The sequence below is a fragment of the Aeromonas sp. YN13HZO-058 genome (assembly GCF_001921245.1).
Taxonomy (GTDB): Bacteria; Pseudomonadota; Gammaproteobacteria; order Enterobacterales; family Aeromonadaceae; genus Aeromonas; species Aeromonas allosaccharophila.
The window spans coordinates 19,246-44,833 of the sequence record NZ_MQSY01000009.1 but is presented as its reverse complement, the minus strand read 5'-3'; the positions used below and the strand labels follow the sequence as shown (position 1 = coordinate 44,833).

Below are 25,588 nucleotides of genomic sequence, written 5' to 3'. Positions count from 1 at the left end.
GTTCGATAACCTGGTCGTTGATTAACAAAAGACCCGGACCATCCCCTTGGAGGAGCTGAGCCGGGTCTGGTTTGACAGCCTGTGCGCATGAAGACGTTACAGGAAGAAGGGGCTTGGCTGGAACAGCCGCTCCACTTCCGGGATGTACTTCTTGTCTACCAGGAACATGACCACGTGGTCATCCTGCTGGATCTTGGTGCGATCGTGAGCGATCAGTACCTCATCCCCGCGCACGACGGCACCAATGGTGGTGCCCGGCGGCAGCTTGAGTTCGCCCACCGTCTTGCCGACCACCTTGGAGGTGTTCTCGTCGCCGTGGGCGATCGCCTCGATCGCCTCGGCCGCACCGCGGCGCAGGCTGTAGACGTTGGCGATATCGGCCCGGCGCACGTGGGTCAGCAGGGCCGAGATGGTGGCCTGCTGCGGCGAGATGGCGATATCGATGGAACCGCCCTGCACCAGATCGACGTAGGCGCCGCGCTGGATCAGCACCATGGTCTTCTTGGCGCCCATCTTCTTGGCGAGCAGCGCCGACATGATGTTGGCCTCGTCCTCGTTGGTCACGGCGATGAAGACGTCGATCTGATCGATGTGCTCCTCGGCCAGCAACTCCTGATCCGCCGCATCGCCACAGAAGACGATGGTGTTCTCCAGCAGTTCGGAGAGCTGCTCCGCCCGCTTCTGGTTGCGCTCGATAAGCTTGACGCTGTAGCGCTTCTCCAGCTGGCGGGCGAGGCCGGCGCCGATATTGCCGCCACCGACGATCATGATACGGCGGTAGGGGCTCTCGAGGCGCTGCAGCTCAGACATCACGGCGCGGATATGGCCCGCAGCGGCAACGAAGAAGACCTCGTCATCCGCTTCGATGATGGTGGTGCCTTGCGGACGGATCGGACGGCCCTGACGGAAGATGGCTGCAACCCGAGTTTCGATGTTGGGCATGTGCTCGCGCAGGGTGGAGAGGGCATTGCCTACCAGCGGGCCACCGTAGTAGGCCTTGACCGCCACCAGACCAACGCGACCACCTGCAAAATCAACCACTTGCAGGGCGCCCGGATACTCGATCAGGCGACGCACATAATCGGTCACCAGTTGCTCCGGCGCGATCAGGTGATCCACCGGCACCGATTCCGGCAGGAACAGACGATCCCGCTCGGTCAGATAGGCGGGCGAGCGGATCCGCGCCACCTTGTTCGGGGTGTTGAACAGGGAGTAGGCGACCTGACAGGCGATCATGTTGGTCTCGTCACTGTTGGTGACGGCAACCAGCATGTCGGCATCCTGGGCCCCCGCTTCACGCAGCACCCTGGGGTGGGCGCCGTGACCGTTAACCACCCGCAGGTCAAACTTGTCCTGCAGCTCGCGCAGCCGTTCGCTGTCGGTATCGACGATGGTGATGTCGTTGTTCTCCCCGGCCAGGTTCTCAGCCAGGGTGCCGCCGACCTGGCCGGCTCCCAAAATGATGATTTTCATAGGGAACGTCTACTCACGTTGATGCAGTAAAGGGGCGTGCCGCCAGCATGGCGGCTACCCCGGAAGAAGCTGGCCAGACTCACAGCTTGAACAGTTTGGCGTAGTAGAAGCCATCCATCTCGGCTTCACCCGGCAGGAACTGGCGACCCGGGCAGTCCGGGGTGTCCTGTTCGTGCAATGGCACCAATTTGGCATCTTTGGTCGCCGCAAGGAAGGCGCGGATCTGCTCGCGGTTCTCTTCCGGCAATACGGAGCAGGTGGCGTAGAGCAGGGTGCCGCCGCTTTTCAGCTTGCCCCAGAGAGCATTGAGAATGCGGCGCTGCAGTTCGGCCAGCTCGCGAATGTCCTGATCCCGGCGCAACCACTTGATGTCGGGGTGGCGACGGATCACGCCGGTGGCGGAGCAGGGAGCATCCAGCAGGATGCGGTCGAACTGACCCTCCGGCCACCACTGTTCCGGTGCCGCCGCATCGCCGTGGATCACTTTGGCATTCAGGCCGATGCGGTCCAGGTTTTCCTGCACCCGCTTGAGGCGGTTCTCGTCGGCATCGACGGCGACTACGCCGGCCAGCTTGGGTTGACGCTCCAGCAAGTGGGCGGTCTTGCCGCCAGGGGCGGCGCAGGCATCCAGCACCCACTCGCCCGGTTGCGGGTCGAGCAGCGCCGCAGCCTGTTGTGCTGCTCCGTCCTGTACCGAGCAGTCACCGACCTCGAAGCCGGGCAGCTTGGTCACGTCGCAAGGACGCTCCAGCAGGATGCAATCCTCGCCCTCTTCACCGGCCACGGCATTGATGCCGACGTCGGCCATGCGGGCCAGCATGGCATCGCGGCTCTGGCGCTGGCTATTGTTGCGGATCCACATGGGGGGGCGCTGGTTGTTCGCCTCCATGATGAATTCCCACTCATCGTGATAGGCCTGACGCAGCCGCTTGGTGAGCCACTCAGGATGACCGAGGCGAATGCTGGGGACGCGGTCTATGCGCAGCAGAATGACTTCGGCGCTGCGCTGGAAGTTGCGCAGCACGCCGTTGATGAGGCCACGCAGGGAGGTACCCTTGAGCAGTTTGACGGCGTTGACGGTCTCGGCCACCGCGGCGTGAGCCGGAATGCGGGTGTAGATGAGCTGATAGAGACCGACCAGGATGAGGTAGTGGAAAATGCGACTCTTGTTCTTGAGCGGCTTGTCCATCATCTCGTTGACTGCCGCATCGAGGCGGGGCAGCCAGCGCAGGGTGCCGTAGCAGAGTTCTTGCAGGAGAGCGCGATCGCGAGGTGCGACCTTCTCCTGGGCAGCAGGCAGAACAGCGGAGAGGGATTGACCCTGATCCAGCACCTGTTGAATAACGAGAGCGGCCTGTGCACGTGTTTTCATAGAGTTACCTTAGATGCGCAAGTCGGGGCCTGGGCCCCGCTTGTGTCAATTCAATCCAGTTCAATTCAATTGCGTGCCGGGTTCAAACCAGTCGCGGCGAGAGTTGAGCAGATCCGAAACGGACATGGCCTTCTTGCCGGGCGGTTGCAGGGTCAGCAGGCGCAGTACCCCTTTGCCGGTGGCGATGTCGATCCCCTGTTTGTCGGCCTTGAGCAGGGTACCGGCGGGTTGGCCGTGGTCACTGTCCACCACCGCGGCTTGCCACACCTTGATGGTCTGGCCAGCCACTTCGAACCAGCTGATGGGCCAGGGGTTGAACGAGCGGATGCAGCGTTCGATGGCAACAGCCTCCATCGACCAGTCGATGCGGGCCTCTTCCTTGGAGAGCTTCTCGGCGTAGTTTGCCTGGGCATCATCTTGCGCCTCGGCAGCGGTTTCACCGGCGGCCATGGCATTGATGGTGTCGACCAGCGCCTGCGGGCCCAGCTCGGCCAGCTTGTCATAGAGGCTGGCGGAAGTGTCATCGGCGGCGATGGGGCAGCTCACCTTGCGGATCATAGCGCCGGTATCAAGCCCCACATCCATCTGCATGATGGTAACGCCGGTTTCGTTATCGCCCGCCCAGATGGCGCGCTGGATCGGTGCCGCGCCGCGCCAGCGGGGCAGCAGGGATCCGTGGACGTTGATGCAGCCCAGACGCGGGGTATCGAGCACCACCTTGGGCAGGATCAGGCCATAGGCCACGACGACCATCAGGTCGGCACCCAGAGCAGCCAGTTCGGCTTGCGCCTCTTCTTTGCGCAGGGTTGCCGGTTGATAGACCGGCAGATTGTGGGTCAGGGCCAGCTCTTTGACCGGGCTGGCAGTGAGCTTCTGACCACGACCGGCGGGTTTGTCCGGCTGGGTATAGACGGCAACGACCTCGTGGTCGGAAGACAACAACGCCGCCAGGTGACGGGCGGCGAAGTCGGGAGTACCGGCAAAAATCAGTTTCAGCTTATTCAATGGGGCAGATCCTCAGAGGACTTTGCGATCTTCACGGGCCATCTTTTCCAGCTTCTGGCGAATGCGCTGGCGCTTGAGCGGGGACAGGTAATCCACGAACAGCTTGCCGACCAGGTGATCCATCTCATGCTGGATGCAGATGGCGAGCAGATCGTCGGCTTCCAGCTCGAACGGCTTGCCGTTGCGATCCAGCGCGCGGATTTTGACCTGTTCGGCGCGCGGCACCAGAGCACGACTGCCGGGCACGGAGAGGCAACCCTCTTCGATGCCGGTGCTGCCGCACTGCTCGATGATCTCCGGATTGATCAATACCAGAGGATCTTCACGGTTTTCAGAGACATCGATCACTATGATGCGTTGATGAACGTCGACCTGAGTCGCGGCCAGGCCAATGCCTTCCTCCGCATACATGGTTTCGAACATATCATCTACAATCTGTTGTAACTCGGGTGTAAAGGTCTCGACAGGGGCTGCGACAGTGCGCAGGCGTTCATCGGGAAAACGCAATACATCTAGAATGGCCATAGTTTTTTCTTTAGTTTCGTATAAATGCAGTCAATATTGGCGTAATTCTAGTCATTTACGCCGACAAAAAACAGCAACACTTTGCGTGCAGAAGTAACAGGGAGTGTTATGTATCTGAAGCAAACCATCCTCGCCTGCCTGCTGGTGACCGTGAGCCACTCCGCTCTGGCCGACCAGCTGAGGCTAAAAGCGGGCTATCCCGAAAGCTATGTGGTGCAAAAAGGCGACACCCTGTGGGATATCTCCGGCAAGTATCTCTCCGAGCCCTGGCTGTGGCCCCGGCTCTGGAACATCAACCCGCAGATTGCCAATCCTCACTGGATCTACCCCGGTGATGTGCTGCACCTGAGCTGGGTCAATGGTGAACCCCGGCTCGGCAAGGCGATGCAGGGGGGCAAGCAAGTTATCCGTCTCGGTCCGAAAACCCGTTACGAGAACAAGGCCAACCCCATTCCGACCCTGCCCATCAGCGAGATCGGCCCCTTCTTGCAAACCGACCATATTCTGGCAGACAGCCAGCAGCAGAAAACCCTGCCTTATCTGCTGGGCTCGGACCAGAAACATATCGGCATGCTGGAGGGAGACACTCTTTATGTACAGGGCTCCCTGACGCCTGGCCAGATGTATGGCATCTATCACCCGGGGGTGGTCTACAAGGATCGTGAAACCGGTGAACAACTTGGCCAGGAGGCGATCTTTGCCGGTGTGGTACGGGCTGTGGCGCGTCTTGATGGTGACCGGACCGAAGTGACGCTGACTCATAACCAGCGCGAAGTGCTGCAGGGCGACAAGGTGATGCCGCTGCCCGCTCAGGAGAACATGCCTGCCGTCTTCACGCCGAAGGCGGCACCCGCTATCACGCCGGGTTATATCATCGACTTGCCGAACAAGACCCGGGGCGGTGGCAAGTTTGATGTGGTGCTGATCAATCGGGGTGGTCGTGATCAACTGGTCGCCGGGGATGTGCTGGATGTCAGGCGGCCCGGTGCTGCCTTGGTGACCAAAAATGGCGATGTGCAGTACAAGGAGTTCTCGTCGGTCTACAACAAGGTGTTTTACAGCAGCAACAAGAAGGCACCACTGCCTTCCGAAGCGATTGCCCGCGTCATGTTGTTCAAGGTGTATGACAAGGTGAGTTACGGCCTCATCATGCAGAGTAACGACATGGTGAGTTCGGGTTATCAGGTCACTCACTTCTGACGTGAGCTACCCCGACGAGCGTCTGGCGCTCTGGTTAACCCTTGATGCGGTTACCGGTATCGGTCCGGTGACCGCAACCCGCCTGCTGGAGCTGGTTGGGGGAAGCATTGATGCCCTGTTCCAGTGCGATGAAGCGCAACTGCATGGCATGGGGCTATCGTCAGAGCAGATCAAGCAACTGCGTTGGCCCTCGCCGCTTGTCGAGCAGAGCCTGGCTTGGGCCGCTTTGCCTGGCAACGTCCTTATTCCGCAAGATCACCCTGTTTACCCCTCTTTGCTGCGGGAGATCCCCGCTGCCCCCTTGTTGCTCTACTGTCGCGGCGATCTCGCCGCCTTGTCCTTGCCTCAGCTGGCGATGGTGGGGACGCGCCATCCCACCTACGCAGGCAAGGATAATGCGTCCCGCCTCTGTAGCGAGTTGGTTGGGTGCGGGTTGGCCATTACCTCGGGCCTTGCGCTAGGTATCGATGGTATTTGCCATCAGCAGGCACTGGCTGCTGGCGGTATCACCCTCGCAGTGCTGGGCTCGGGTCTTGATAGCCTCTATCCCAAACGTCATCAGGGGCTGGCTGGCCAGATTCTGGAGAATGGTGGTTTGCTTATCTCCGAGCTGGCGCCTGACAAAGGGCCGTTAGCTGAACATTTTCCGCGTCGCAACCGTATTATCAGTGGTCTGTCGCTGGGAACCCTGGTGGTGGAGGCGACCGAGCAGAGCGGTTCGCTGATCACCGCCCGCTATGCGCTGGAGCAGGGGCGTGAAGTGTTCGCGGTTCCTGGCGCCCCGCAAAATGCCCAGGCGATAGGGTGCAACAGATTAATTCAGCAGGGAGCCAAACTTGTGCTGAGTGCGGCCGATATAGTGGAAGAGCTGCCAGAGTGGGTCACACGGCCACATCCGTCGGTTACATCATCTGAGCAACCGCATAATAGCGAATTGCCTTATGCCGATTTGTTGGATAACGTAGATTATGAGACCACGAGCGTGGATACCGTTGCCGAGCGGGCCCAGCTTCCTGTCGAAGTGGTATTGGGCAGGTTGGTAGAGCTGGAGCTGGCCGGTGCAGTGATGGCGGTAGCCGGTGGATACGTCAGAGCGAGGAGGGCGAATCATGTTTGATGTATTGATGTACCTTTTCGAGACCTACATCCACAGCGATGCAGATGTGATGGTCGAGCAGGATGAGCTCACCGACGAGCTGAGCCGGGCCGGTTTCGATAAAGCCGAAATCGACAAGGCGCTCGATTGGCTGGAGCGGCTGGCCAATCTGCACGATAGCGAGCGGGAGGTCTATGTCACCGCCAGCGCGCAAGGCTCGATGCGTATCTATGCCCCGCAAGAGCTGGCACGCCTCAGCACCGAGTGCCGCGGCTTCCTGCTCTTTCTGGAACAGGCCCAGGTGCTGAATGCCGAAACCCGCGAGATCTGTATCGAGCGCCTGCTCGAGCTGGACAAGCCGGATATCGAGCTGGATGACCTGAAGTGGGTCGTCATGATGGTGCTGTTCAACGTACCGGGCAGTGAAAATGCTTACCAGCAGATGGAAGAGCTGGTGTTTGATGAGTCAGACGGCGTCATCCACTGACAGTCCGGTGCCGCGCTGGTAGAATTCAGGCCATCTGGATTTCAAGGCGCGGCCCATGTCAAAAATCGATCATCACCTCTTTTCAGCCCACGAACATGCCTTCGAGCGCGAGCCGTGCCCGCAGTGCGGGGCCGAGCTGGTGATCCGCCAGGGCAAACATGGTCCCTTTCTCGGCTGCTCTGCTTACCCTGCCTGTGATTACATTCGTTCCCTGACGCCATCCGGTCGCGACATCGAAAAGGTGCTCGAAGGCTCTGCCTGTCCCGATTGCGGACAGCCGCTGGCGATCAAAAAGGGGCGTTACGGTCTGTTTGTCGGCTGCACCCAGTATCCGGCCTGTCAGCATATCGAATCCCTGCAGGAGAGCGACGATACCCAGATCCTCTGCCCCGAGTGCGGCAAGGGTCATCTGGTGAGCCGTACCTCCCGCTACGGCAAGCAGTTTTACTCCTGTGATGGCTATCCCCATTGCAAATATGTGGTGAACGACAAGCCGATCCCCATGCCTTGTCCCGCGTGTGGCTGGGGCATCATGATCGAGAAAAAAGTGAGGGGAACGCTGCGCTGGGTCTGCCCGCAAAAGAAATGCGGCCATCAAAGTGAGCGGGTATAATCGCGCCGCCATAACGGAACTAAAACGTTTTCGGCGAACTTCAACCCCCCACTTGGAGTAAGGAAATTCCCACCATGAAGAAACCATTTGTTGCCGTACTGATGGGCTCTGACTCTGATTTCCCCGTGATGCAAGCCACCCTTGAAGTGCTCAAGTCGTTTGATATCACAGTGGAAGTCAAAGTGACTTCAGCCCACCGGACCCCGGCTGCGACCCACCAGTATGTGACCGATGCCGAGGCCCGTGGCTGTAAGGTATTTATCTGTGCTGCCGGTCTGGCTGCCCATCTGGCAGGGGCAGTTGCAGGTATCACCACGCGCCCTGTGATCGGGGTGCCCATCGATGGTGGCCCGCTGAAAGGGCTGGATGCGCTGCTCTCTACCGTGCAGATGCCGGGCGGCGTACCGGTAGCGACCGTGGCGATCGGCAAGGCCGGTGCCAAGAACGCGGGTTATCTGGCAGCCCAGATGCTGGCAGTAGCCGATGATGAACTGGCGGCCAAGGTTCGGGCCGAACGCCAGAAGAATGCCGAAGAGGTGATGGCCAAGGATGCCGCCCTGCAGGCTCAACTCAAGTAAGTGAACGGGTGGCGATCCGGAAGTGTCGTATTTTCTTGTGCTACAGCAGCATGTCACTTTGCCATGATCGCCGCCATACGAATTCAACTTGCTACTAAGTGACGAGGCGGAAGCCTGGCTGCCGCATTTTTCCTATGCCAAATGAATTTGAACAGGCAGTCGCCGCCCTCCAGCAGGAAGGGGTGATTGCTTATGCGACCGAGGCCGTGTTTGGTCTGGGTTGTGATCCCGACTCTGAAGTTGCGGTGCTGCGACTGCTGGCCATCAAGCAGCGTCCGGTGGAGAAGGGGCTGATCCTGATTGCCGCCGACGTGGCGCAATTGCAGGATTACATCGATCTGAGCCAACTTAGCGGTGAACAACTGGCTCGGGTTGAAGCCAGCTGGCCCGGCCCCTTTACCTGGATCATGCCTGCCCGTGCGACGACGCCGGCCTGGCTGACCGGGCAGTTCGATACGCTGGCGGTGCGCGTGACGGCTCATCCTCAGGTGCAGGCCTTGTGCCGCGCCTTTGGCAAGCCTCTGGTCTCTACCAGCGCCAACCTGACCGGTGAGGAGCCTGCCCGTCGGGTGGCCGATATTGGTGAGCGGCTGGCCAGCAAGCTGGCCTATATCCTGCCCGGTGAAGTGGGTGGTCAAGCCAACCCATCCGAGATCAAGGACGCCCGTACCGGCGCCATTATTCGCCCCTCCTGAGCGGGCGGATATGTCATGATTTGCCATCAATCCGGTGAGCTCACCGGATTGATTTAACTATAAAAATGGACAGGGCGTTCACGATCCTGCCTGACTGGAGACAAGATGAGCAAACCGGATGTGGCCCAGGTCAAGGCCTTCCTGTTGCAGTTGCAGGACGAGATCTGCCGTGGTCTGGAGCAGGCCGATGGCAGTGGACACTTTGTGGAAGATGCCTGGAACCGTGAAGGCGGTGGCGGCGGACGCACCCGCGTGCTGCGCCACGGCGCGGTGATCGAGCAGGGCGGGGTCAACTTCTCCCATGTCTATGGCGATGCCATGCCTGCCTCTGCGACGGCCCATCGGCCCGAACTGGCCGGTCGCAAGTTCGAGGCGATGGGAGTGTCGCTGGTGATCCATCCGCACAACCCCTATGTGCCGACCAGCCACGCCAACGTCCGTTTCTTCATTGCCGAGAAGGAAGGCGAAGAGCCCATTTGGTGGTTTGGCGGTGGCTTCGATTTGACGCCATTCTATCCATTCGCCGAGGATGTCCAGCACTGGCATCAGGTCTCCCGTGATCTCTGCCAGCCGTTCGGTGATGAGATCTACCCCGAGTTCAAATCCTGGTGCGATCGCTACTTCTTCCTCAAGCATCGCAATGAGACAAGGGGGGTGGGCGGTCTCTTCTTCGACGATCTGAATCGCTGGCCTTTTGCCGACTGCTTCGCCTTTATGCAGGCGGTCGGTCGGGGTTATCTCGATGCCTACCTGCCGATCATCGAACGACGCAAGGCATTGCCCTATGGCGAGCGGGAGCGGGAGTTCCAGCTCTATCGTCGCGGTCGTTATGTGGAGTTCAATCTGGTGTATGACCGGGGCACCCTGTTCGGGTTGCAGACTGGTGGACGTACCGAGTCGATCCTGATGTCGATGCCACCGCTGGCACGTTGGGAGTATGACTGGCAGCCGGAAGCGGGCACTCCTGAAGCCTTGCTCTACACCGATTACCTCACGCCGCGAGAGTGGCTGTGACTCGAGGGGCCATGATGGCCCCTTTTTACTGGCCGATATTCGGCTTGTTCCCGAGTGCGAAAACCCGTTAAATCGGAATATTGCCCTCTGATGGAACTCTTTGATGGATCGTTATCTGGTTTTTGGCCACCCGGTGCGCCACAGCAAGTCCCCCTTCATTCATACCCTGTTTGCCAGACAGACCCAGCAAGAGCTGGAGTATGGGCTGGCTGAACCCGCCGTCGACGAGTTTGCCCAAACCCTGCGGGACTTCTTTGCCCAAGGGGGCAAGGGGTGCAATGTCACCGTCCCCTTCAAGGAGCAGGCATTCACTCTGGTCGATCGGTTGAGCCTGAGGGCCAAGCGGGCGGGCGCGGTCAATACCATCAAGCTGACCGATGATGGCGTGCTGCTGGGGGATAACACCGATGGCGCCGGTCTGGTTGCCGATCTCAAGTCCCACGGTGTGACGCTGGCGGATAGCCGGATCCTGCTGCTGGGTGCCGGCGGGGCGGCTCGCGGAGCATTGGCGCCGCTGCTGGCCGAGCTGCCGAGCGAGCTGGTGATCGCCAACCGCACGCACACCAAAGCGCAGCAGCTGGCTGCTGAATTCCACGATCTGGGGCCCGTGACCGCCCAGACCTATGAGCAGCTGGCAGGACCATTCGATCTCGTCATCAACTCTACCTCCGCCAGCCTGCAAGGGGAGCTGCCGCCGTTGGCTCCCGCCCTGATCCACACCGATATTGCCATCTACGACATGATGTATGGCTCATCGGATACGGCGTTTATTAGTTGGGCCAAACAGCAGGGAGCCCGCCAAACCATGGATGGACTCGGCATGCTGGTGGAACAGGCCGCCGAAGCGTTTACCGTGTGGCGCGGAATTCGTCCCGGGACTAAACAGGTATTGAGAGAGTTGAAGCGTAACTTGGGGGTGATATGAACCAGGGTATTCTGTTTCCCGATCTGATGGAGTGGCAGGCTGGCGAACAGCGGGTGCGCTTTCCCGCCCAGCAGATGGGGGCGCTGATAGATTGTTACATCAGCCAGCGGCGACTGGAGAAAATGACCGGTCTGGTGCTGACGAGGGAGGATGACATCGTCAGAGCCTTCGAAAGCGTGCGTTTTGATATTGAAGATCTGGCTGAAAAACTCATTGAAGAACAAGAGTTTGCTGAGGATGGCGCTATCTATCTCTGATTTTTCAAAGTTTTTTTGTTTTGTAGCGGAACTACTTGGAAATAGCGCTGACTAACTAGATAGTTGAGGAAGTGCTAGCTAGTCACCTTTATAACTCCCCGGTATTCGTACTGGGGATTTTTTTATCTGCATGAAAATAAAAGATTTTTTCTTAATCTGTAAGTTGTGAAACTAAATTACATAAATTACTTTCACTTTTTGCTGCTTTGCTGTACAGTTGTCTGCGTAGGGTACAGAGGTAAGATGTTCTATCTTTCAGACCTTTTATTTCACGTAATTGAATGTGGCTGAATAGCTGCCCCGATGAGGTTCTCGTCGGGGTGTTTTTTTATGCGCGCTATTTAGAGTAAATGCTTTAAATTGGCGATGCATTTGATAGAATGAGACTGCTTCTTGAGGAATACCTGTCGTCTGGTACTCAAGATTCAGCTTCTTCCCAATTTTTTGAACTTATTATTTCAGGCTGGATGGCATCACTGTCGTCCGGCCTCATTTTTATCCCTCTCGGTTAGATCTTGTAATTAAATTTCATTTTGGTCTCTTTCTGTAATTCTTGTTCGTTTTGAAAGAACAGATTTGAAAACGCTATCAACGCCTCCTTAAGTTAATTCCCATCATGAATTAACGATCTATCTATATGAACTGTAAGCGATAATGGATATAACTGGGGAGGCGAATGCGGGGTGTTTGTCGTGAGGCAGGTGAAAGCGGCAATCTGAAACCCTTTCAATCAGCGGAGGAGTGCTCCGCCAATTGCAAGGAAAGCGAGGAGTGGATTACTCCTCGACAGGTTGCTGTTCGTCAGCGTCCAGCAGGTCGGTATCGTCACCACTGACGTACCATTCGGTCAGGGTTTGCGCCAGCTTCTCCACGCCGATGTTGGTGAGGGAGGAGAACGCTTCAACCTGGATCTGGGAACCAAGGTTGGCAACGGCCTGGCGCACCTTGATCACCTGGTTGTTGCGCGGACCCGGGCTCAGTTTGTCAGCCTTGGTCAGCAACAGCATGACGGGCAACTGACGGTGTGAGCTCCACTCCAGCATATTCATGTCGGTATCTTTGAGCGGGTGGCGGATGTCCATCAGGATCACCAGGCCTTTCAATGACTCACGGCGCTGCAGATACTCCGCCAGTGACTTTTGCCACTTGAGCTTCATTTCCAGCGGAACTTGCGCATAACCATAACCCGGCAAGTCGACCAGGCGCTTGCCCGGTTCCAGCTCAAACAGGTTGATCAGCTGGGTACGACCGGGTGTCTTACTGGTACGCGCCAGGTTCTTGTGTTTGGTTAAGGTGTTCAATGCAGATGACTTACCGGCGTTGGAACGGCCGGCAAACGCGATCTCGACACCCCCATCATTTGGCAGGTGACGGATGTCGGGTGCGCTGGTCACAAAATGCACCTTATTGAAATTCAGAGTTTGTGTATCCAACGTAAATTCCCCATGGAGATAGAGGGTTATAGAGTTACTTTTTTGTAAAATGGTGTAAAATAGCGTCGCTTAAACGCGTTTATTTTAACATGCCTTCAGCGGCATGGGATCTGGAAGCCTAATAACGAAAAGTTGGAACGCCATGAAGAACCTAGTCATTACTCTTGCTCTGATGGTTGGCGTAACGGGGATGGCACAAGCCAAGGGCGATGCCGCTGCGGGACAGACCAAGGCTGCCGTTTGTGCGGCTTGTCATGGACCGGACGGAAACAGCCTGGTTGATATGTACCCCAAAATTGCTGGTCAGCACGCATCATATATCAAAAAGCAGTTAGTTGAACTGAAGGCTGCCGCTTCTGGTCAAATTGGCCGGGTTGCGCCAGTGATGGGGCCGATGGCGTTACCTTTGTCGGAACAGGACATGGATGACCTGGCGGCTTACTTCTCCGGCCTGAAGGTTAGCCCGATCGCGGTCCCTGACGATGTGGTCGAAGCGGGCAAGGCACTCTATATGGGTGGTGACATGAGTCGCGGTCTGGCAGCTTGTACGGCTTGCCATGGTCCCCGTGGCTCGGGTGTCGAACAGGCGAAGTATCCAAGCCTGTCCGGCCAGCATCCTGCCTATATCAAGGCTCAGCTCACCGCATTCCGTGCCGGGACACGTGACAACGATCCGAATGGCATGATGCGGGACGTTGCCAAGAAACTGACTGATCAGGATATCGAAGCCCTTTCCAAATATGTGGCGGGTCTGCACTGATATAGTCGATACGGTCGATTCGATTTGAAACGGGGAGCCTTTGCTCCCCGTTGTTTTTATGGTTTTCAGATAATTCTCGGTTTAATCCCCCCGTTCTGTAAGAGATCTCCCATTCTCAAGGCAGGCCAAGGCTCATAAAATTGCATAAAATATTAAATATTCATTACTTATCAATTGATTATGTGAATATTGATATTTTTCGAGATGTTGAGAATCTTTTGGGTGGATTGAGCCGTTTTATAGAGTTGATACAGTAGGCTCAATGGATTCACCCACGGATTGGGTGGCGGTTTCACAACAGGATGTTGTGAGCAGAGGATGGCTGGCGTGGCGGGATGCCATGGGCTCGCATGAGCTGGCAAGGGATGTGAAGGATCAGGATGGTGACCATCCCCGGAGCGGGATGGGGTTGCGGGATGCAGACTCCCCGGCACGATGGCAGGATGCGGTCGCGACGGGTCAAACAGGCACACGCACATTCAGGAACGACCAATACAAGGTCAGGATGACCACACAACGATATGCTGCGGCGACAAGTTGTCACGGAGAGGACGAAACAGATTGTTTTGCCATTCAGGATGGCGCCCGCATGAACATATCAAGGCAGCTTCGGCTGCCTTTTTTCTTTTGGGTCATTAACCCGATTAGCCATTCTGTGTCAAAATACCAGCAACATGCCCAGAGGATACCGATCCTGCGGTGTTCAGTGGCCTGATTAGGCCGGATTGGTGCCGGATCCTGCTCTTGTTCCAGCCTTACTGTTCCTCGCATCGTATCCCACCGGGTGAGATCATCCCGGGTACGGGTCAATCCAGTTATTTTTCGGAGTTAGCCATTCATGTCTGCCAAACAACCCACTCGCAAGCCTACTGGCAAGCGCAAAGAATCTGATGTCAGTGCTCAGGAAGGTCGTGAGCGTAAACGGGCTGCCAAGCGCAAGGGCCTGAAGGCTGGTTCTCGTCAGCAAGTTGAACAATCGAACAACAAGTCTGGCAACAGCCAGTCCAAAGATCCGCGTATCGGTTCCCGCAAGCCGGTGGTACTGGTGGTGGATGACAAACAGAATAAGCCAGCAGCACCCAAGGCAGTGAAAGAGAAGAAGCTGGTGATGACGCCCGAGCAGGAGCTGGCCTCCATCGAGAATGATGACCGCTTGAATGATCTGCTGGATCGTCTTGATGCCGGTGAAATCCTGGAAGCGGCCGAGCAGGCCTGGGTTGATCAGCGCGTCGACCGTTATCAGGAGCTGATGGATGAGCTGGGCATCATCGATAACGACGATGATGAAGATGACGAGCTGCCGTTTGATGATGGCGATGACGCCGAGTTCGACGAGCAAAAGCCGGCCTCCGAAGAGGAGTTGTGGGATCGTTTCAACCAGGTCGATTTCAAGCCGGAACCCAAGCCTGAGCCGAAGAAAAAGTGATGAGTGGATGGATGCTGGCCGCCCTGTTGGGCGGCCTGATTTTGTCAGGGTTGGCCATCTATGCAGGCATGCTGCTGGCCAGACTGAGGCGACAGCAAACGATGCAGTGGCAGGCGATAACTGCTCGCAATGAGCGAATTCTGGAGAGCGTGCGGGTCATTGCCCATGCAGTGCAGGAGGGGCAGTGCGATTACTCCGAAGGCGCCATTCGGCTGACCAATCTGCTGGATGCGTTGCAGATCAAGGGGGGGCGGGCGTTCGCTGCCGAGTTCCCTGGTCTGTACGGGCTGTATGAGAAGGTGAAAGATATGCCGACTCATGAGGCCAGACGCGCACTTAAACGCAATGAAGTGATGAAGATGGATCTCGAACGCAGCGGCTACGAGGCCGAGCTGGAAGCTCAGATCCTCAAGGATGTGGCCCAACTGAAGGATTTTCAGTTAGGTCGGTGAGCCAACAATAACAACAAGAGAGGAAGCGAGCGTGCAAGCAGAACAGATTGTGTGGGATCAGGCTCTGATCGAAAAATATAACTACAGTGGCCCGCGATACACCTCTTATCCCACTGCGCTGGAGTTCAACGAGAGCTTCGGTTATCCGGATTTTGTCCGCGCTGCCGGCCAGTATCCCGAGCGCAATCTGTCGCTCTACGTGCATATCCCTTTCTGTCACAAGCTCTGCTACTACTGCGGCTGCAACAAGGTCATTACCCGCCACCAGCACAAGGCTGACGAGTACCTCGACTACCTGGAGCAGGAGATCAAGGCGCAGGCCCCGCTCTTCAAGCATCGTCTGGTCACCCAGCTGCACTGGGGCGGCGGTACACCCACCTATCTGGATGAAGCGCAAACGCGCCGCCTGATGGCCATGTTGCGTGAGCACTTCCATTTCGCTGAAGAGGGGGAGTTCAGCATCGAGGTCGATCCGCGCGAAATCGCCATTACCATGCTGGACGTGCTGCGAGACGTCGGCTTCAACCGCATCAGCCTTGGGGTGCAGGATTTCAACAAGGATGTGCAGGTTGCGGTCAACCGCGAGCAGGACAACGACTTTATTAAAGCCATGTTGGAACGGGCCCGTGAACTTGGCTTCCGCTCGACCAACCTCGACCTGATCTATGGCCTGCCGCATCAGGATCGTGCCAGCTTCCACCATACGCTGGAAGAGGTGCTCAAGACCGATCCGGCGCGCCTCTCCATCTTCAACTATGCCCATCTGCCGAGTCGCTTTGCCGCCCAGCGCAAGTTGAAAGAGGTGGATATGCCAGCTCCGCAGGAGAAGCTGGCCATGTTGCAGGATACCATCGCCTTCCTCACCGGTCAGGGTTACCAGTTCATCGGCATGGACCATTTTGCCAAACCCGATGACGAGCTGGCGGTCGCACAACGCGAGGGCAAGCTGCACCGCAACTTCCAGGGTTATACCACCCAGGGTGATTGCGATCTGCTGGGACTGGGGGTCTCTTCCATCAGCATGATCGGTGATGCCTATTCCCAGAATCAGAAAGAGCTCAAGGCCTATTACGCACAGGTTGCAGAGCTGGGGCATGCCCAGTGGAAAGGCTGCTCGCTCAATCAGGATGATCTGATCCGTCGTGAGGTGATCAAGCGACTCATCTGTGATTTTCGCCTGAACTTTGCCGCTGTCGAGCAGGCGCACGGACTCATTTTCAGAGAGTATTTTGCCGACGATCTCAAGCTGCTGCAGACCTTCATCAACGATGGGCTGGTGCGAATGACTGAGGATGGCCTGGAGGTCTCCTCCACGGGGCAGCTGCTGATCCGCAATATCTGCATGTGCTTCGACGTGTACCTACGCAACAAGGCGCGCCAGCAGCAGTTCTCTCGCGTGATATAAGCTTGTTTGCCGATCAGAAAACCGAGAAGGGCGCCATCGTGGCGCCCTTCTCATTTGTATTTTTGCTTAAGCAGCTGGTCGGGAAGGGTCTGACAAGAAGGTGGTGGACTGAGGTAAGCAAGGGGACGGTGAAACGCAGATAAAAAGATGGGGGCGACTTGCGTCGCCCCCGGTAGTCGTATCGCTCATATCCTTGAACGAAGTTGCTCCCTGCAATCCCTGACTGTTTACCTCTTCCTTTAGGTTTCCCCTTCCCAATCCTTTGGGGTGTCCTTTAGCCATCTTGGCCTGACGAGTCATCCTGTCCCGTCGCACTTTCTCCGTCCTGGGAGGTGTCCTTTACCACATCCTGTGGTGAGTCCATTTGCCCAACCCTGGCAGCCAGTCTTCCTGACCGACTTCATTGCCTCCGTGCATGAGTAACTATAAGGATTTTCTTACCGGCTACAACGTCAGATTGGAAAACGTTTTTGTCATTATCTGTTCCGAAAGCGGTGTGTTTCGATTTATTCATTTATAAACATGATGTTAAGTGTGTCCCATTCATGTTTTAAGATCCTATCTTCCGATTATCTCGAGGATGTTTTTGGCTGCTGGCTTACATGTTGAATGGCAGATCTCTTACACGGCCTTTTGGTTACTTTGGAAACATATTCTGCAGTCTGATGATGGTCATTCGGGGTGGGTTGGCGGGGCACAAAAAGAGCGGCTGAATGGAGAAATTATGAGCGCTGGTTGAGTCGCTCATAGATGGTCTGGCGCTCTTCCGGGGTGAGCGAAGAGAAGTAGTGGGTAAAGAGGCGCAGCAACAGGGATTTGTTCATGCCATCTTGCTGGGTCAGATTGCCCAGCTCGTCGATGGCCACCGTGCTCATGGAGAAGGTAGCCTTCTTGTAGCTGGGCCTCAGATGCTCGCCACTCTCGATAAAGGCCAGCGCCGACAGGGCTTCATCACGATGCAGGCTCAGTTCAAGGCTGACCACCTTGGGTTTTCCCTTGGCGTAGAACTCCGCATCTTCGATAAATTCGTCGACGGTGAACTTCTTCTGGTGATGCAGCTGGTGCTTTTTCTTCAGATCGGCCAGACCCATCTCACACCCCCACTTGCAGGAACTCTTTGGCGATGGCCCGGATCTCTTCGGCGGATTTGCCATCTGGCTCGATCTCCATCACCGACAGCCCCTTCTCTTCGCTGTCGTCGTAGACGTTGCGGCCATAGGTGATGGCGTTCAGTACATCGACACCGAATGAGGCGCAGACCTCTTTCGCCTCCAGAATGCGTTTTACCTGATTGGGCAGGGCGGGGCACTGGGTCAGCACTACGGCTGCATTAAGCGTCGGATTGACCATCTTGCAGGTGGTGATGAGATCTTCCATATGGGGCAGGGTCTTGAGGTCGCGGCGTTTCGGGCGCAAGGGGATCAGGGCGTGGGTGGCGACAGCCATGGTGGAGCGCAGTGCCCGGTTGTCCTGTCCGCCGCAATCGACGATGACGTAGTCGTAGCGGTTTTTCAGGCTGAGCAAGTCGTTGCGAATATTGCCATAGAGCTGAACGCAGTTGATTTGTGGCAGCTCCGGGTTGTCGTTGCGCTCCTGAATCCAGTCAGAGGTGGTGCGCTGCGGGTCGCAGTCGACCAGTAACACCTCCCCCTGAAATTGGGATCTGAGGTAGACCGCCAGATTTTGTGCCAGGCAGCTCTTGCCACTCCCCCCCTTCTCTCCACCGACCAACAAGATCATGACGTTCCCCTATCCATAAGAAAACCGCTGATTTCAGTATAGGAGGGGCCAGCCTCATCACAAGGCGAGAGGAGTGATGCTCCTCTCGTTGTGTCGATTAGTAATGAACGCTGCCTCCCTGCCAGCGGCAGACATAGTCAGGCACCAGCATCTGGGGGGCCTGGTCGACATGGCATACCACCATGGGCATGGCAGGGGCTCCTTCAGCTTGAATGAAGGTCGGGAGCGCAGAGAGCAGCAAAGTCGCGAGCAACAGCATGGGTTTCATCTTCATAACAACTCCTTGGTAGTGCCATTTCAGTGTGATCTGGATCACTTTCTGAGTTAAGTCGAGGTTGGCGCCAGCGCAAGGTGGGACGAATAAATTCAATTAATGAAAAAAGTATCAAAAGGCGTTGTGGTGACTGACGAGGATGGTTGCCAGCCTCGATGCGAACTTTGTGCATATTAAGTTGAACCGCATAAAGAGGTGATGGCTGATGAGGCCTTGCCTGATGGGGTTGGCATCAATGCCATGATCTGGGACAAGAAAAGATTTATGCAGTGAGTGTGCTCGATCTGAGTATTTATTTCCCCCGAGTTCCTCTTGTCACGCCGATGTATTCAATACACAGGAAGTAATATTCAGAATTTATTTTAAAAACCATTTATTATTATGATTTTTAACGAATTTTGTTTTTTGAATTTAATCTTGCCAGTGAGCCTGCATGAATAAAAACTGAATCAACCTGAAATATAGCGGGGTGGTTGTGCATGGCTATTCAATGTGCTTTGTGTGGGAAATGTGCAATTTGCTACCGGGGTCATAGATTGAACGGTGAATATATTCAGTTCTGAGTGAATGTGATCAGTGTCTAAGTTTGCATCGGTTCGCAGGTCTAACCTCGGTCTCGAAAGGCAAGGGCAGGATAGAACATAAGCCGAGTACCCTACATAAAGAATATCCCGCCTTAGCCACGAGCATGAATAGAAGGAATCTATTCAATCACTCGCAGGGACCACTGCTAGACGGAATATAATCATGAGCAAATTTTATGTAGGTTCTGAAGTTGGCCAATTGCGCCGTGTCATGTTGCACCGCCCCAACCTCAGTCTGAAGCGTCTGACTCCTTCCAACTGCCAGGATCTGCTGTTCGATGACGTCCTGTCAGTTGAACGCGCCGGTCAGGAGCACGACAAATTCGCTCAGGTACTGCGCGATCAGAATGTCGAAGTTTTCCTGCTGACCAATCTGCTGGCCGAGACTCTGGATGTGCCGGAAGCCAAAACATGGCTGCTGCAACATCAGGTCTCCGACTACCGCCTCGGCTCTTCTTTTGCCAACGACGTGCGCTGCTTCCTGGCAGACATGCCGCACCGCGAACTGGCCCGCATTCTCTCCGGTGGCCTGACCTACTCCGAGATGCCTTATCACGGCGTCAACATGGTTGTGGGCATGCATGCACCGACCGACTTCATCATCGAGCCGCTGCCCAACCACCTCTTTACTCGTGACACCTCCTGCTGGGTTTACGGTGGCGTCTCCATCAACCCGATGGCCAAACAGGCTCGTCGCCGCGAAACCAACCACGTGAAGGCTATCTACCGCTGGCACCCGATGTTTGCCGGTCAGGACTTCATCAAGTACTTCGGTGACGAGGAGCGTGACTACGACAACTCCACCATCGAGGGTGGTGACGTACTGGTTATCGGCCGCGGTGCCGTGCTGATTGGCATGTCCGAGCGCACCACTCCGCAAGGGGTCGAGCACCTGGCTCGCAGCCTGTTCAAACACGGTCAGGCCAAACAGGTCATCGCCATGGAACTGCCGAAACACCGCAGCTGCATGCACCTGGATACCGTCATGACCCATATGGATGTCGATACCTTCTCCGTTTATCCGGAAGTGATCCGCAAGGACGTGCAGTGCTGGAGCCTGACTCCGGGCGGCGCCACTGGCATGAACATCAAGGAAGAGGGTTACTTCGTCACCGCTATCGAGAAAGCGCTGGGCGTGGATCAGCTGAAGATCATCACCACTGGCGGTGACAGCTTCGAAGCCGAACGCGAGCAGTGGAACGACGCCAACAACGTGCTGACCGTACGTCCCGGCGTGGTGGTGGGTTACGAGCGCAATACCTACACCAACGAGAAATATGACAAGGCCGGTATCACAGTTCTCTCCATTCCGGGTGATGAACTGGGTCGTGGCCGCGGCGGCGCCCGCTGCATGAGCTGCCCGATGGAACGCGACAGCATCTGATGAGACGGCGTGGCGCCGGCAGAGGCTGGCGCCACACAGACCCAAAATCGAGATTAACCACTATGAAAAAACCAACTGTCGTCGTCGCTCTGGGTGGCAATGCACTGCTCCGTCGTGGTGAGCCACTGGAAGCGGATATCCAGCGCAAGAACATCGCCACTGCCGCCAAGACCATCGCCCTGATCGCTCAGGAGTACAACGTGGTGCTGGTGCATGGCAACGGCCCGCAAGTCGGCCTGCTGGCCCTGCAAAACAGCGCCTACACCAAGGTTTCTCCTTATCCGCTGGATGTGCTGGGTGCCGAGTCCCAAGGCATGATCGGCTACATGCTGATTCAGGAGCTCAAGAATCTGATGCCGAGCCGCAACGTCACGGCGCTGCTGACTCAGGTGCAGGTTGATCCCAAGGATCCGGCGTTTGCCAATCCGACCAAATTTATCGGCCCCGTCTATGAAGAAGCGGAAGCCCGCACCCTGGCAGAAGAGAAGCACTGGGTCGTCAAGGCTGACGGCAAGTTCTTCCGCCGTGTGGTGCCGTCCCCGCTGCCCCAGCGCATCGTCGAAGGCGACGCCATCGAAACCCTGATTGCCCAGGGCCACCTCATCATCTGTACCGGTGGTGGCGGCATTCCGGTGACTTGGGATGGTCAGTGCCTGACCGGCATCGAAGCTGTGATCGACAAAGACATGTCTGCTGCCTATCTGGCCAAGCAGATCAAGGCCGACGCCCTGCTGATCCTGACCGACGCCGATGCCGTCTATCTGGATTGGGGCAAGCCGACCCAGCACCCGCTGCGGGTCACCAGCCCGGACGAGCTGGCCGGGGTCAAGTTCGATGCAGGCTCCATGGGACCGAAAGTCGAAGCCTCTTGTGAATTTGTCAAAGCGACCGGTGGCATGGTCGGGATCGGCTCGCTGGAAGATGGTCTTGCCATCCTCAAGGGTGAAGCTGGCACCAATATCGTCGCCACCCGCACCGTGAATGCGTAATTACCGAAATTTGTACTGAGAATGCGTAGTCAACACTACTGCCCGAATTGGTCTGAAACAAATATAGAGAGAACTCATCATGGCTTTTAATCTGCGTAACCGTAACTTCCTGAAACTGCTGGACTTCACCCCGCGCGAAATCCAATACATGATTGACCTGGCCATCGACCTGAAAAAAGCCAAATACGGTGGCTACGAGCGCAAACACCTGACCGGCAAAAACATTGCCCTGATCTTCGAGAAGACCTCTACCCGTACCCGTTGTGCATTTGAAGTGGCGGCCTTCGACCAGGGCGCGCAAGTCTCCTACCTTGGCCCGAGCGGTTCTCAAATCGGTCACAAGGAGTCCATGAAGGACACCGCCCGTGTACTGGGCCGCATGTATGACGGTATCGAATACCGCGGCTACGGTCAGGAAATCGTGGAAGAGCTGGGTGCCTACGCCGGTGTCCCGGTCTGGAACGGCCTGACCAACGAATTCCACCCGACCCAGATCCTGGCAGACTTCATGACCATGCTGGAGCACGGCAAGGGCAAGCGTCTGGATCAAATCAAGTTCGCCTACCTGGGTGATGCCCGCAACAACATGGGTAACTCCCTGATGGTCGGCGCCGCCAAAATGGGCATGGACATCCGTCTGGTCGCACCGAAAGCGTTCTGGCCGGAAGAGGAACTGGTTGCCAAGTGCCGCCTGATCGCCGAAGAGACCGGCGCGCGCATCACCCTGACCGAAGACGTCAAAGAAGGTGTGCTGGGTACCGACTTCCTCTACACCGACGTTTGGGTTTCCATGGGTGAAGCGAAAGAAGCCTGGGATCAGCGCGTCAAACTGATGACCCCGTATCAGGTCAACATGGATGTCATCAACGCTACCAAGAATCCTGATGTGAAGTTCATGCATTGCCTGCCGGCGTTCCACAACGACGAGACCACCATGGGCAAGGAAGTGGCTGACAAATATGGCATGAAAGGCCTGGAAGTGACCGAGGACGTGTTCGAATCCGAGCACAGCATCGTGTTCGACGAGGCCGAAAACCGGATGCACACCATCAAGGCAGTGATGGTTGCTACGCTGGGCGACTAAGGTCGCAGTAGTGGTGCCGGGGGGCGACCCCCGGCTTTTCGACCATGTGACAGCGGCATAATACCTCTAACCCTACGACCCGCAGCCTGCATGGATACCACACCCACAGAAGGAAGCTGGACCATGACCAAATTCAAGTTCCCGTCAGCCTACACGATACTGTTTGTGCTGATCGCCCTGGTGGCCGCCCTGAGCTGGATAGTGCCGGCCGGCAAATATGAGATGACCATGAACGAAGCCCTCGGCAAAGAAGTGCCGGTGGCGGGTACCTACAAACTGGTAGAGGGGAATCCCCAGGGGATCGTCGACGTGCTGCTGGCACCTATCGATGGCCTCTACAACCACGACACCTATGAGGCAGGCGCCATCGACGTCTCCCTCTTTATCCTGATCATCGGTGGTTTTCTTGGCATTGTGACCAAGACCGGTGCCATCGATGCCGGTATTGAACGTGTGACCGACCGCCTGCGCGGCCGGGAAGAGTGGATGATCCCGATCCTGATGGCGCTGTTCGCCGCAGGTGGCACCATCTACGGCATGGCCGAAGAGTCGCTGCCTTTCTACACCCTGCTGGTGCCGGTGATGATGGCTGCCCGCTTTGACCCTGTGGTGGCGGCCGCAACCGTATTGCTGGGCGCCGGTATCGGTACTCTCGGTTCCACCATCAACCCGTTTGCTACTGTTATCGCGGCCAACGCCGCCGGTATCTCCTTCACCGATGGTATCTGGCTGCGCGTCGCCATGCTGGTCGCCGGTTGGCTGCTCTGTGTTGCCTACGTCATGCGTTACGCCAAGATGGTGCGCAGCGATCCGAGCAAATCTCTGGTGGCTGACAAGTGGGAAGAGAACCGTGCCCACTTCCTTGGCAACAAGAGTGACCAGATGCTGGAGTTCACCCTGACCCGTAAAATCGTGCTGGGTATCTTCGTCGCCGCCTTCGCCGTGATGATCTACGGTGTGGCCGTGCTGGGCTGGTGGATGGCGCAGATCTCCGGCGTGTTCCTGGCTGCCGCCATCATCGTCGGTATCATCTCCCGCATGAGCGAAGAGGAGCTGACCTCCAACTTTATCGACGGTGCCCGCGACCTGCTGGGTGTAGCGCTGATCATCGGTATCGCCCGCGGTATCGTGGTAGTGATGGATAACGGCATGATCACTCACACCATTTTGCACAGTGCAGAAGGGATCGTGACCGGCCTCTCCACCATTGTCTTTATCAACGTGATGTTCGTGCTGGAAGTGGTGCTCTCCTTCCTGGTGCCGTCCTCCTCCGGTCTGGCCGTACTGACCATGCCGATCATGGCGCCGCTGGCCGACTTCGCCAACGTGGGCCGCGATCTGGTGGTGACTGCTTACCAGTCTGCCTCCGGTCTGGTGAACCTGGTGACCCCGACCTCCGCCGTGGTCATGGGTGGTCTGGCCATCGCCAAGGTGCCTTATGTGCGCTGGCTGAAGTGGGTGGCTCCGCTGCTCGGTATCCTGACCGTGCTGATCGTGGTCTGCCTGAGCCTGGGCGCCATGCTCTCCTGAGAGTGACAAGCAAGATGAAACGGGAGCCTGCGGGCTCCCGTTTTTATGGGCACAAGAAGTGATGGGTACAACATAGCAGGCAACAAAAAGGCGACCCGCGGGTCGCCTCGATGTATTTAGGGGAAATGGCTTAGCGGGCCTGCGCCAGCGTGCGCACCACGGCGGCGTGGGCCTGACGGGTGCGGCTGATATGGCGCGGCGCGACCAGCACCACGTCATTGCCTGCGACGGCGCCCATGATCTCGGGATTGGCGTTGCGATCCAGCAGGCGGGCTACCACGGTAGCGGCCCCCGGGGTGGTGTGGATCAGCACCATCTGCTGGTTGTGCACCACTTCGCGCACCATGTCGTGGATCGAGCGGGTGCTACCAGCGGGCTCCAGCTGATCGTCTACCAGGGTGTAGACCTTCTTGCCGTTGGCATTCTGCGCCTTGGCCACGCCGAGGCGGCGCAGCAGGCGGGAGATGGTGGACTGGCTGATGTCGGCAAAGCCTCGCTCTGACAGCTCGCGACGGATTTCTTCCTGGGTGCTGTAGCAGTGCTGACCGATGATCTGGCGACAGGCATCCAGCTGGGCCAGATCGGGCTCTTGGGCAACGGGACGACTGAGGGTTTTGACCACGGCGAATTCCTTTGACGATGACCGGAGGTAAACGCGCGATATCTGCTATAGCTGTCGGTTATCAGCTAAAAACACTGATAATCCATCTATATGCAGGGAATGAACGGGCATTACCATCTTGGGATGGCAAATTATAGCTGACTGGGAATTTGGTGATGTGACAGGGTTCAAAAATGGGCCCCGCAGGGCCCAATCAGATATTAGTCACGCTCGCTGACGATGTCCTGAGTGAAGGACTTCTCGCAATACTTGCACTTCATCCGTACCACGCCTTTCACTTCGCGCACCCGGAAGTAGCTGTCCACCGGCTCGTTGTGGGAGATGCAGTTGGAGTTGGGGCAGTGGAACACCCCGGCGATGAACTCCGGCAGCTCCAGCTGGTGCTTCTTCACCACATTGAAGTCTTCGATGATGTTGACGGTCGCTTTCGGGGCGAACAGCGCCAGCTGGTTGGCCTGCTGTTCGGTCAGGCGGGTGTTCTCGATCTTGATGAGATCCTTCTTGCCCAGCGCGCCGGATTTCAGGTTGAAGCCGACGGTGATCCGCTCCTGGGTTTCAACCAGCTGGAACAGCTTGAGGATCTTGATGCCCTGGCCAGCGGGGATGTGATCGATGACGGAGCCGTGACGGATGGCTTCGACTTGCAGTTGGTTCTTGTCAGACAT

General features: G+C 57.0%; 27 protein-coding genes. 17 read left to right on the top strand and 10 right to left on the bottom strand.

All coding sequences use genetic code 11. The features are described from left to right. Positions 1 to 96: 96 nt before the first annotated feature. From trkA to def, 4 genes are all read right to left on the bottom strand, one after another. Positions 97 to 1,473: a Trk system potassium transporter TrkA gene (gene trkA / locus BSP75_RS01065; protein ID WP_042062417.1), complete on the bottom strand. Its 1,377-nt coding sequence runs from the start codon at positions 1,471 to 1,473 to the stop codon at positions 97 to 99. A gap of 79 nt (positions 1,474 to 1,552) precedes the next feature. After that, positions 1,553 to 2,845, bottom strand: coding sequence for a 16S rRNA (cytosine(967)-C(5))-methyltransferase RsmB (gene rsmB, locus BSP75_RS01060; RefSeq protein WP_075111929.1), 1,293 nt, complete (start codon positions 2,843 to 2,845; stop codon positions 1,553 to 1,555). Between the two features lie 60 nt (positions 2,846 to 2,905). Continuing rightward, the gene (gene fmt, locus BSP75_RS01055) at positions 2,906 to 3,850 is read right to left on the bottom strand and encodes a methionyl-tRNA formyltransferase (RefSeq protein ID WP_075111928.1); all 945 of its coding nucleotides are present in this window, start codon (positions 3,848 to 3,850) and stop codon (positions 2,906 to 2,908) included. Positions 3,851 to 3,862: 12 nt separating this feature from the next. Further along, positions 3,863 to 4,375 (bottom strand): peptide deformylase, encoded by a 513-nt coding sequence (def, locus tag BSP75_RS01050; RefSeq protein WP_042062412.1) that lies wholly within the window; start codon positions 4,373 to 4,375, stop codon positions 3,863 to 3,865. A 108-nt stretch (positions 4,376 to 4,483) separates the two neighbouring features. Between def and BSP75_RS01045 the strand changes: the two genes are divergently transcribed. The 9 genes from BSP75_RS01045 to BSP75_RS01005 all read left to right on the top strand — a co-directional run bounded on the left by BSP75_RS01045 (position 4,484) and on the right by BSP75_RS01005 (position 11,240). Next, positions 4,484 to 5,575: a LysM peptidoglycan-binding domain-containing protein gene (locus tag BSP75_RS01045; protein ID WP_075111927.1), complete on the top strand. Its 1,092-nt coding sequence runs from the start codon at positions 4,484 to 4,486 to the stop codon at positions 5,573 to 5,575. 1 nt (position 5,576) lies between these two features. Further along, a complete protein-coding gene (dprA, locus tag BSP75_RS01040) occupies positions 5,577 to 6,692 on the top strand; it encodes a DNA-processing protein DprA (protein WP_075111926.1) in 1,116 nt (371 codons plus the stop codon). Further along, positions 6,685 to 7,158: a DUF494 family protein gene (locus tag BSP75_RS01035; protein WP_042062407.1), complete on the top strand. Its 474-nt coding sequence runs from the start codon at positions 6,685 to 6,687 to the stop codon at positions 7,156 to 7,158. The genes dprA and BSP75_RS01035 overlap by 8 nt, the downstream gene beginning before the upstream one ends. A 55-nt stretch (positions 7,159 to 7,213) precedes the next feature. Further along, positions 7,214 to 7,771, top strand: coding sequence for a type I DNA topoisomerase (locus tag BSP75_RS01030; RefSeq protein WP_075111925.1), 558 nt, complete (start codon positions 7,214 to 7,216; stop codon positions 7,769 to 7,771). Between the two features lie 74 nt (positions 7,772 to 7,845). After that, positions 7,846 to 8,349, top strand: coding sequence for a 5-(carboxyamino)imidazole ribonucleotide mutase (purE, locus tag BSP75_RS01025; RefSeq protein WP_075111924.1), 504 nt, complete (start codon positions 7,846 to 7,848; stop codon positions 8,347 to 8,349). A gap of 134 nt (positions 8,350 to 8,483) precedes the next feature. After that, on the top strand, positions 8,484 to 9,044 hold the full coding sequence (locus BSP75_RS01020; protein ID WP_075111923.1) for a Sua5/YciO/YrdC/YwlC family protein: 561 nt from the start codon (positions 8,484 to 8,486) through the stop codon (positions 9,042 to 9,044). Between the two features lie 105 nt (positions 9,045 to 9,149). Continuing rightward, positions 9,150 to 10,058: an oxygen-dependent coproporphyrinogen oxidase gene (gene hemF, locus BSP75_RS01015; RefSeq protein WP_075111922.1), complete on the top strand. Its 909-nt coding sequence runs from the start codon at positions 9,150 to 9,152 to the stop codon at positions 10,056 to 10,058. Positions 10,059 to 10,161: 103 nt separating this feature from the next. Next, positions 10,162 to 10,983 carry a shikimate dehydrogenase gene (gene aroE / locus BSP75_RS01010; RefSeq protein WP_075111921.1) on the top strand — a complete coding sequence of 274 codons (822 nt, stop codon included), beginning with the start codon at positions 10,162 to 10,164 and terminating at the stop codon, positions 10,981 to 10,983. Then, on the top strand, positions 10,980 to 11,240 hold the full coding sequence (locus BSP75_RS01005) for a DUF1488 domain-containing protein (protein ID WP_075111920.1): 261 nt from the start codon (positions 10,980 to 10,982) through the stop codon (positions 11,238 to 11,240). Before aroE ends, BSP75_RS01005 begins: the two co-directional genes overlap by 4 nt. Positions 11,241 to 12,016: 776 nt before the next feature. Here BSP75_RS01005 and yihA read toward each other — a convergent pair. Then, entirely contained in the window at positions 12,017 to 12,673 is a 657-nt protein-coding gene (yihA, locus tag BSP75_RS01000) for a ribosome biogenesis GTP-binding protein YihA/YsxC (protein WP_042657324.1), read from the bottom strand. A 142-nt stretch (positions 12,674 to 12,815) separates the two neighbouring features. Here yihA and BSP75_RS00995 point away from each other — a divergent pair, with 142 nt between their 5' ends. The 4 genes from BSP75_RS00995 to hemN all read left to right on the top strand — a co-directional run bounded on the left by BSP75_RS00995 (position 12,816) and on the right by hemN (position 16,716). Continuing rightward, positions 12,816 to 13,433, top strand: coding sequence for a c-type cytochrome (locus BSP75_RS00995; RefSeq protein WP_075111919.1), 618 nt, complete (start codon positions 12,816 to 12,818; stop codon positions 13,431 to 13,433). Between the two features lie 838 nt (positions 13,434 to 14,271). Next, positions 14,272 to 14,859, top strand: coding sequence for a Der GTPase-activating protein YihI (gene yihI, locus BSP75_RS00985; RefSeq protein WP_075111917.1), 588 nt, complete (start codon positions 14,272 to 14,274; stop codon positions 14,857 to 14,859). An 11-nt stretch (positions 14,860 to 14,870) separates the two neighbouring features. Beyond that, on the top strand, positions 14,871 to 15,311 hold the full coding sequence (locus BSP75_RS00980; protein ID WP_075111916.1) for a DUF2489 domain-containing protein: 441 nt from the start codon (positions 14,871 to 14,873) through the stop codon (positions 15,309 to 15,311). Positions 15,312 to 15,342: 31 nt separating this feature from the next. Continuing rightward, positions 15,343 to 16,716, top strand: a complete 1,374-nt coding sequence (gene hemN / locus BSP75_RS00975) for an oxygen-independent coproporphyrinogen III oxidase (protein WP_075111915.1) — start codon at positions 15,343 to 15,345, stop codon at positions 16,714 to 16,716. A 722-nt stretch (positions 16,717 to 17,438) separates the two neighbouring features. Here the strand turns inward: hemN and BSP75_RS00970 are convergent. From BSP75_RS00970 to BSP75_RS21755, 3 genes are all read right to left on the bottom strand, one after another. Continuing rightward, a complete protein-coding gene (locus tag BSP75_RS00970; RefSeq protein WP_075111914.1) occupies positions 17,439 to 17,807 on the bottom strand; it encodes a CopG family transcriptional regulator in 369 nt (122 codons plus the stop codon). Position 17,808: 1 nt separating this feature from the next. After that, positions 17,809 to 18,456: an AAA family ATPase gene (locus BSP75_RS00965; RefSeq protein WP_042063761.1), complete on the bottom strand. Its 648-nt coding sequence runs from the start codon at positions 18,454 to 18,456 to the stop codon at positions 17,809 to 17,811. 97 nt (positions 18,457 to 18,553) lie between these two features. Beyond that, the gene (locus tag BSP75_RS21755; RefSeq protein ID WP_171971570.1) at positions 18,554 to 18,730 is read right to left on the bottom strand and encodes a hypothetical protein; all 177 of its coding nucleotides are present in this window, start codon (positions 18,728 to 18,730) and stop codon (positions 18,554 to 18,556) included. 747 nt (positions 18,731 to 19,477) lie between these two features. Between BSP75_RS21755 and arcA the strand changes: the two genes are divergently transcribed. The 4 genes from arcA to BSP75_RS00945 all read left to right on the top strand — a co-directional run bounded on the left by arcA (position 19,478) and on the right by BSP75_RS00945 (position 24,301). Beyond that, positions 19,478 to 20,698, top strand: coding sequence for an arginine deiminase (gene arcA, locus BSP75_RS00960; protein ID WP_042063762.1), 1,221 nt, complete (start codon positions 19,478 to 19,480; stop codon positions 20,696 to 20,698). A gap of 62 nt (positions 20,699 to 20,760) precedes the next feature. After that, a complete protein-coding gene (arcC, locus tag BSP75_RS00955) occupies positions 20,761 to 21,687 on the top strand; it encodes a carbamate kinase (RefSeq protein WP_042657318.1) in 927 nt (308 codons plus the stop codon). A 79-nt stretch (positions 21,688 to 21,766) separates the two neighbouring features. Further along, positions 21,767 to 22,771, top strand: a complete 1,005-nt coding sequence (gene argF / locus BSP75_RS00950; protein WP_017409770.1) for an ornithine carbamoyltransferase — start codon at positions 21,767 to 21,769, stop codon at positions 22,769 to 22,771. A 123-nt stretch (positions 22,772 to 22,894) separates the two neighbouring features. Beyond that, positions 22,895 to 24,301, top strand: a complete 1,407-nt coding sequence (locus BSP75_RS00945; protein ID WP_075111913.1) for a YfcC family protein — start codon at positions 22,895 to 22,897, stop codon at positions 24,299 to 24,301. A gap of 130 nt (positions 24,302 to 24,431) precedes the next feature. Here BSP75_RS00945 and BSP75_RS00940 read toward each other — a convergent pair whose 3' ends face one another. Next, entirely contained in the window at positions 24,432 to 24,923 is a 492-nt protein-coding gene (locus tag BSP75_RS00940; protein WP_042063766.1) for an ArgR family transcriptional regulator, read from the bottom strand. Positions 24,924 to 25,123: 200 nt separating this feature from the next. Then, positions 25,124 to 25,588 carry an aspartate carbamoyltransferase regulatory subunit gene (gene pyrI, locus BSP75_RS00935; protein WP_042063767.1) on the bottom strand — a complete coding sequence of 155 codons (465 nt, stop codon included), beginning with the start codon at positions 25,586 to 25,588 and terminating at the stop codon, positions 25,124 to 25,126.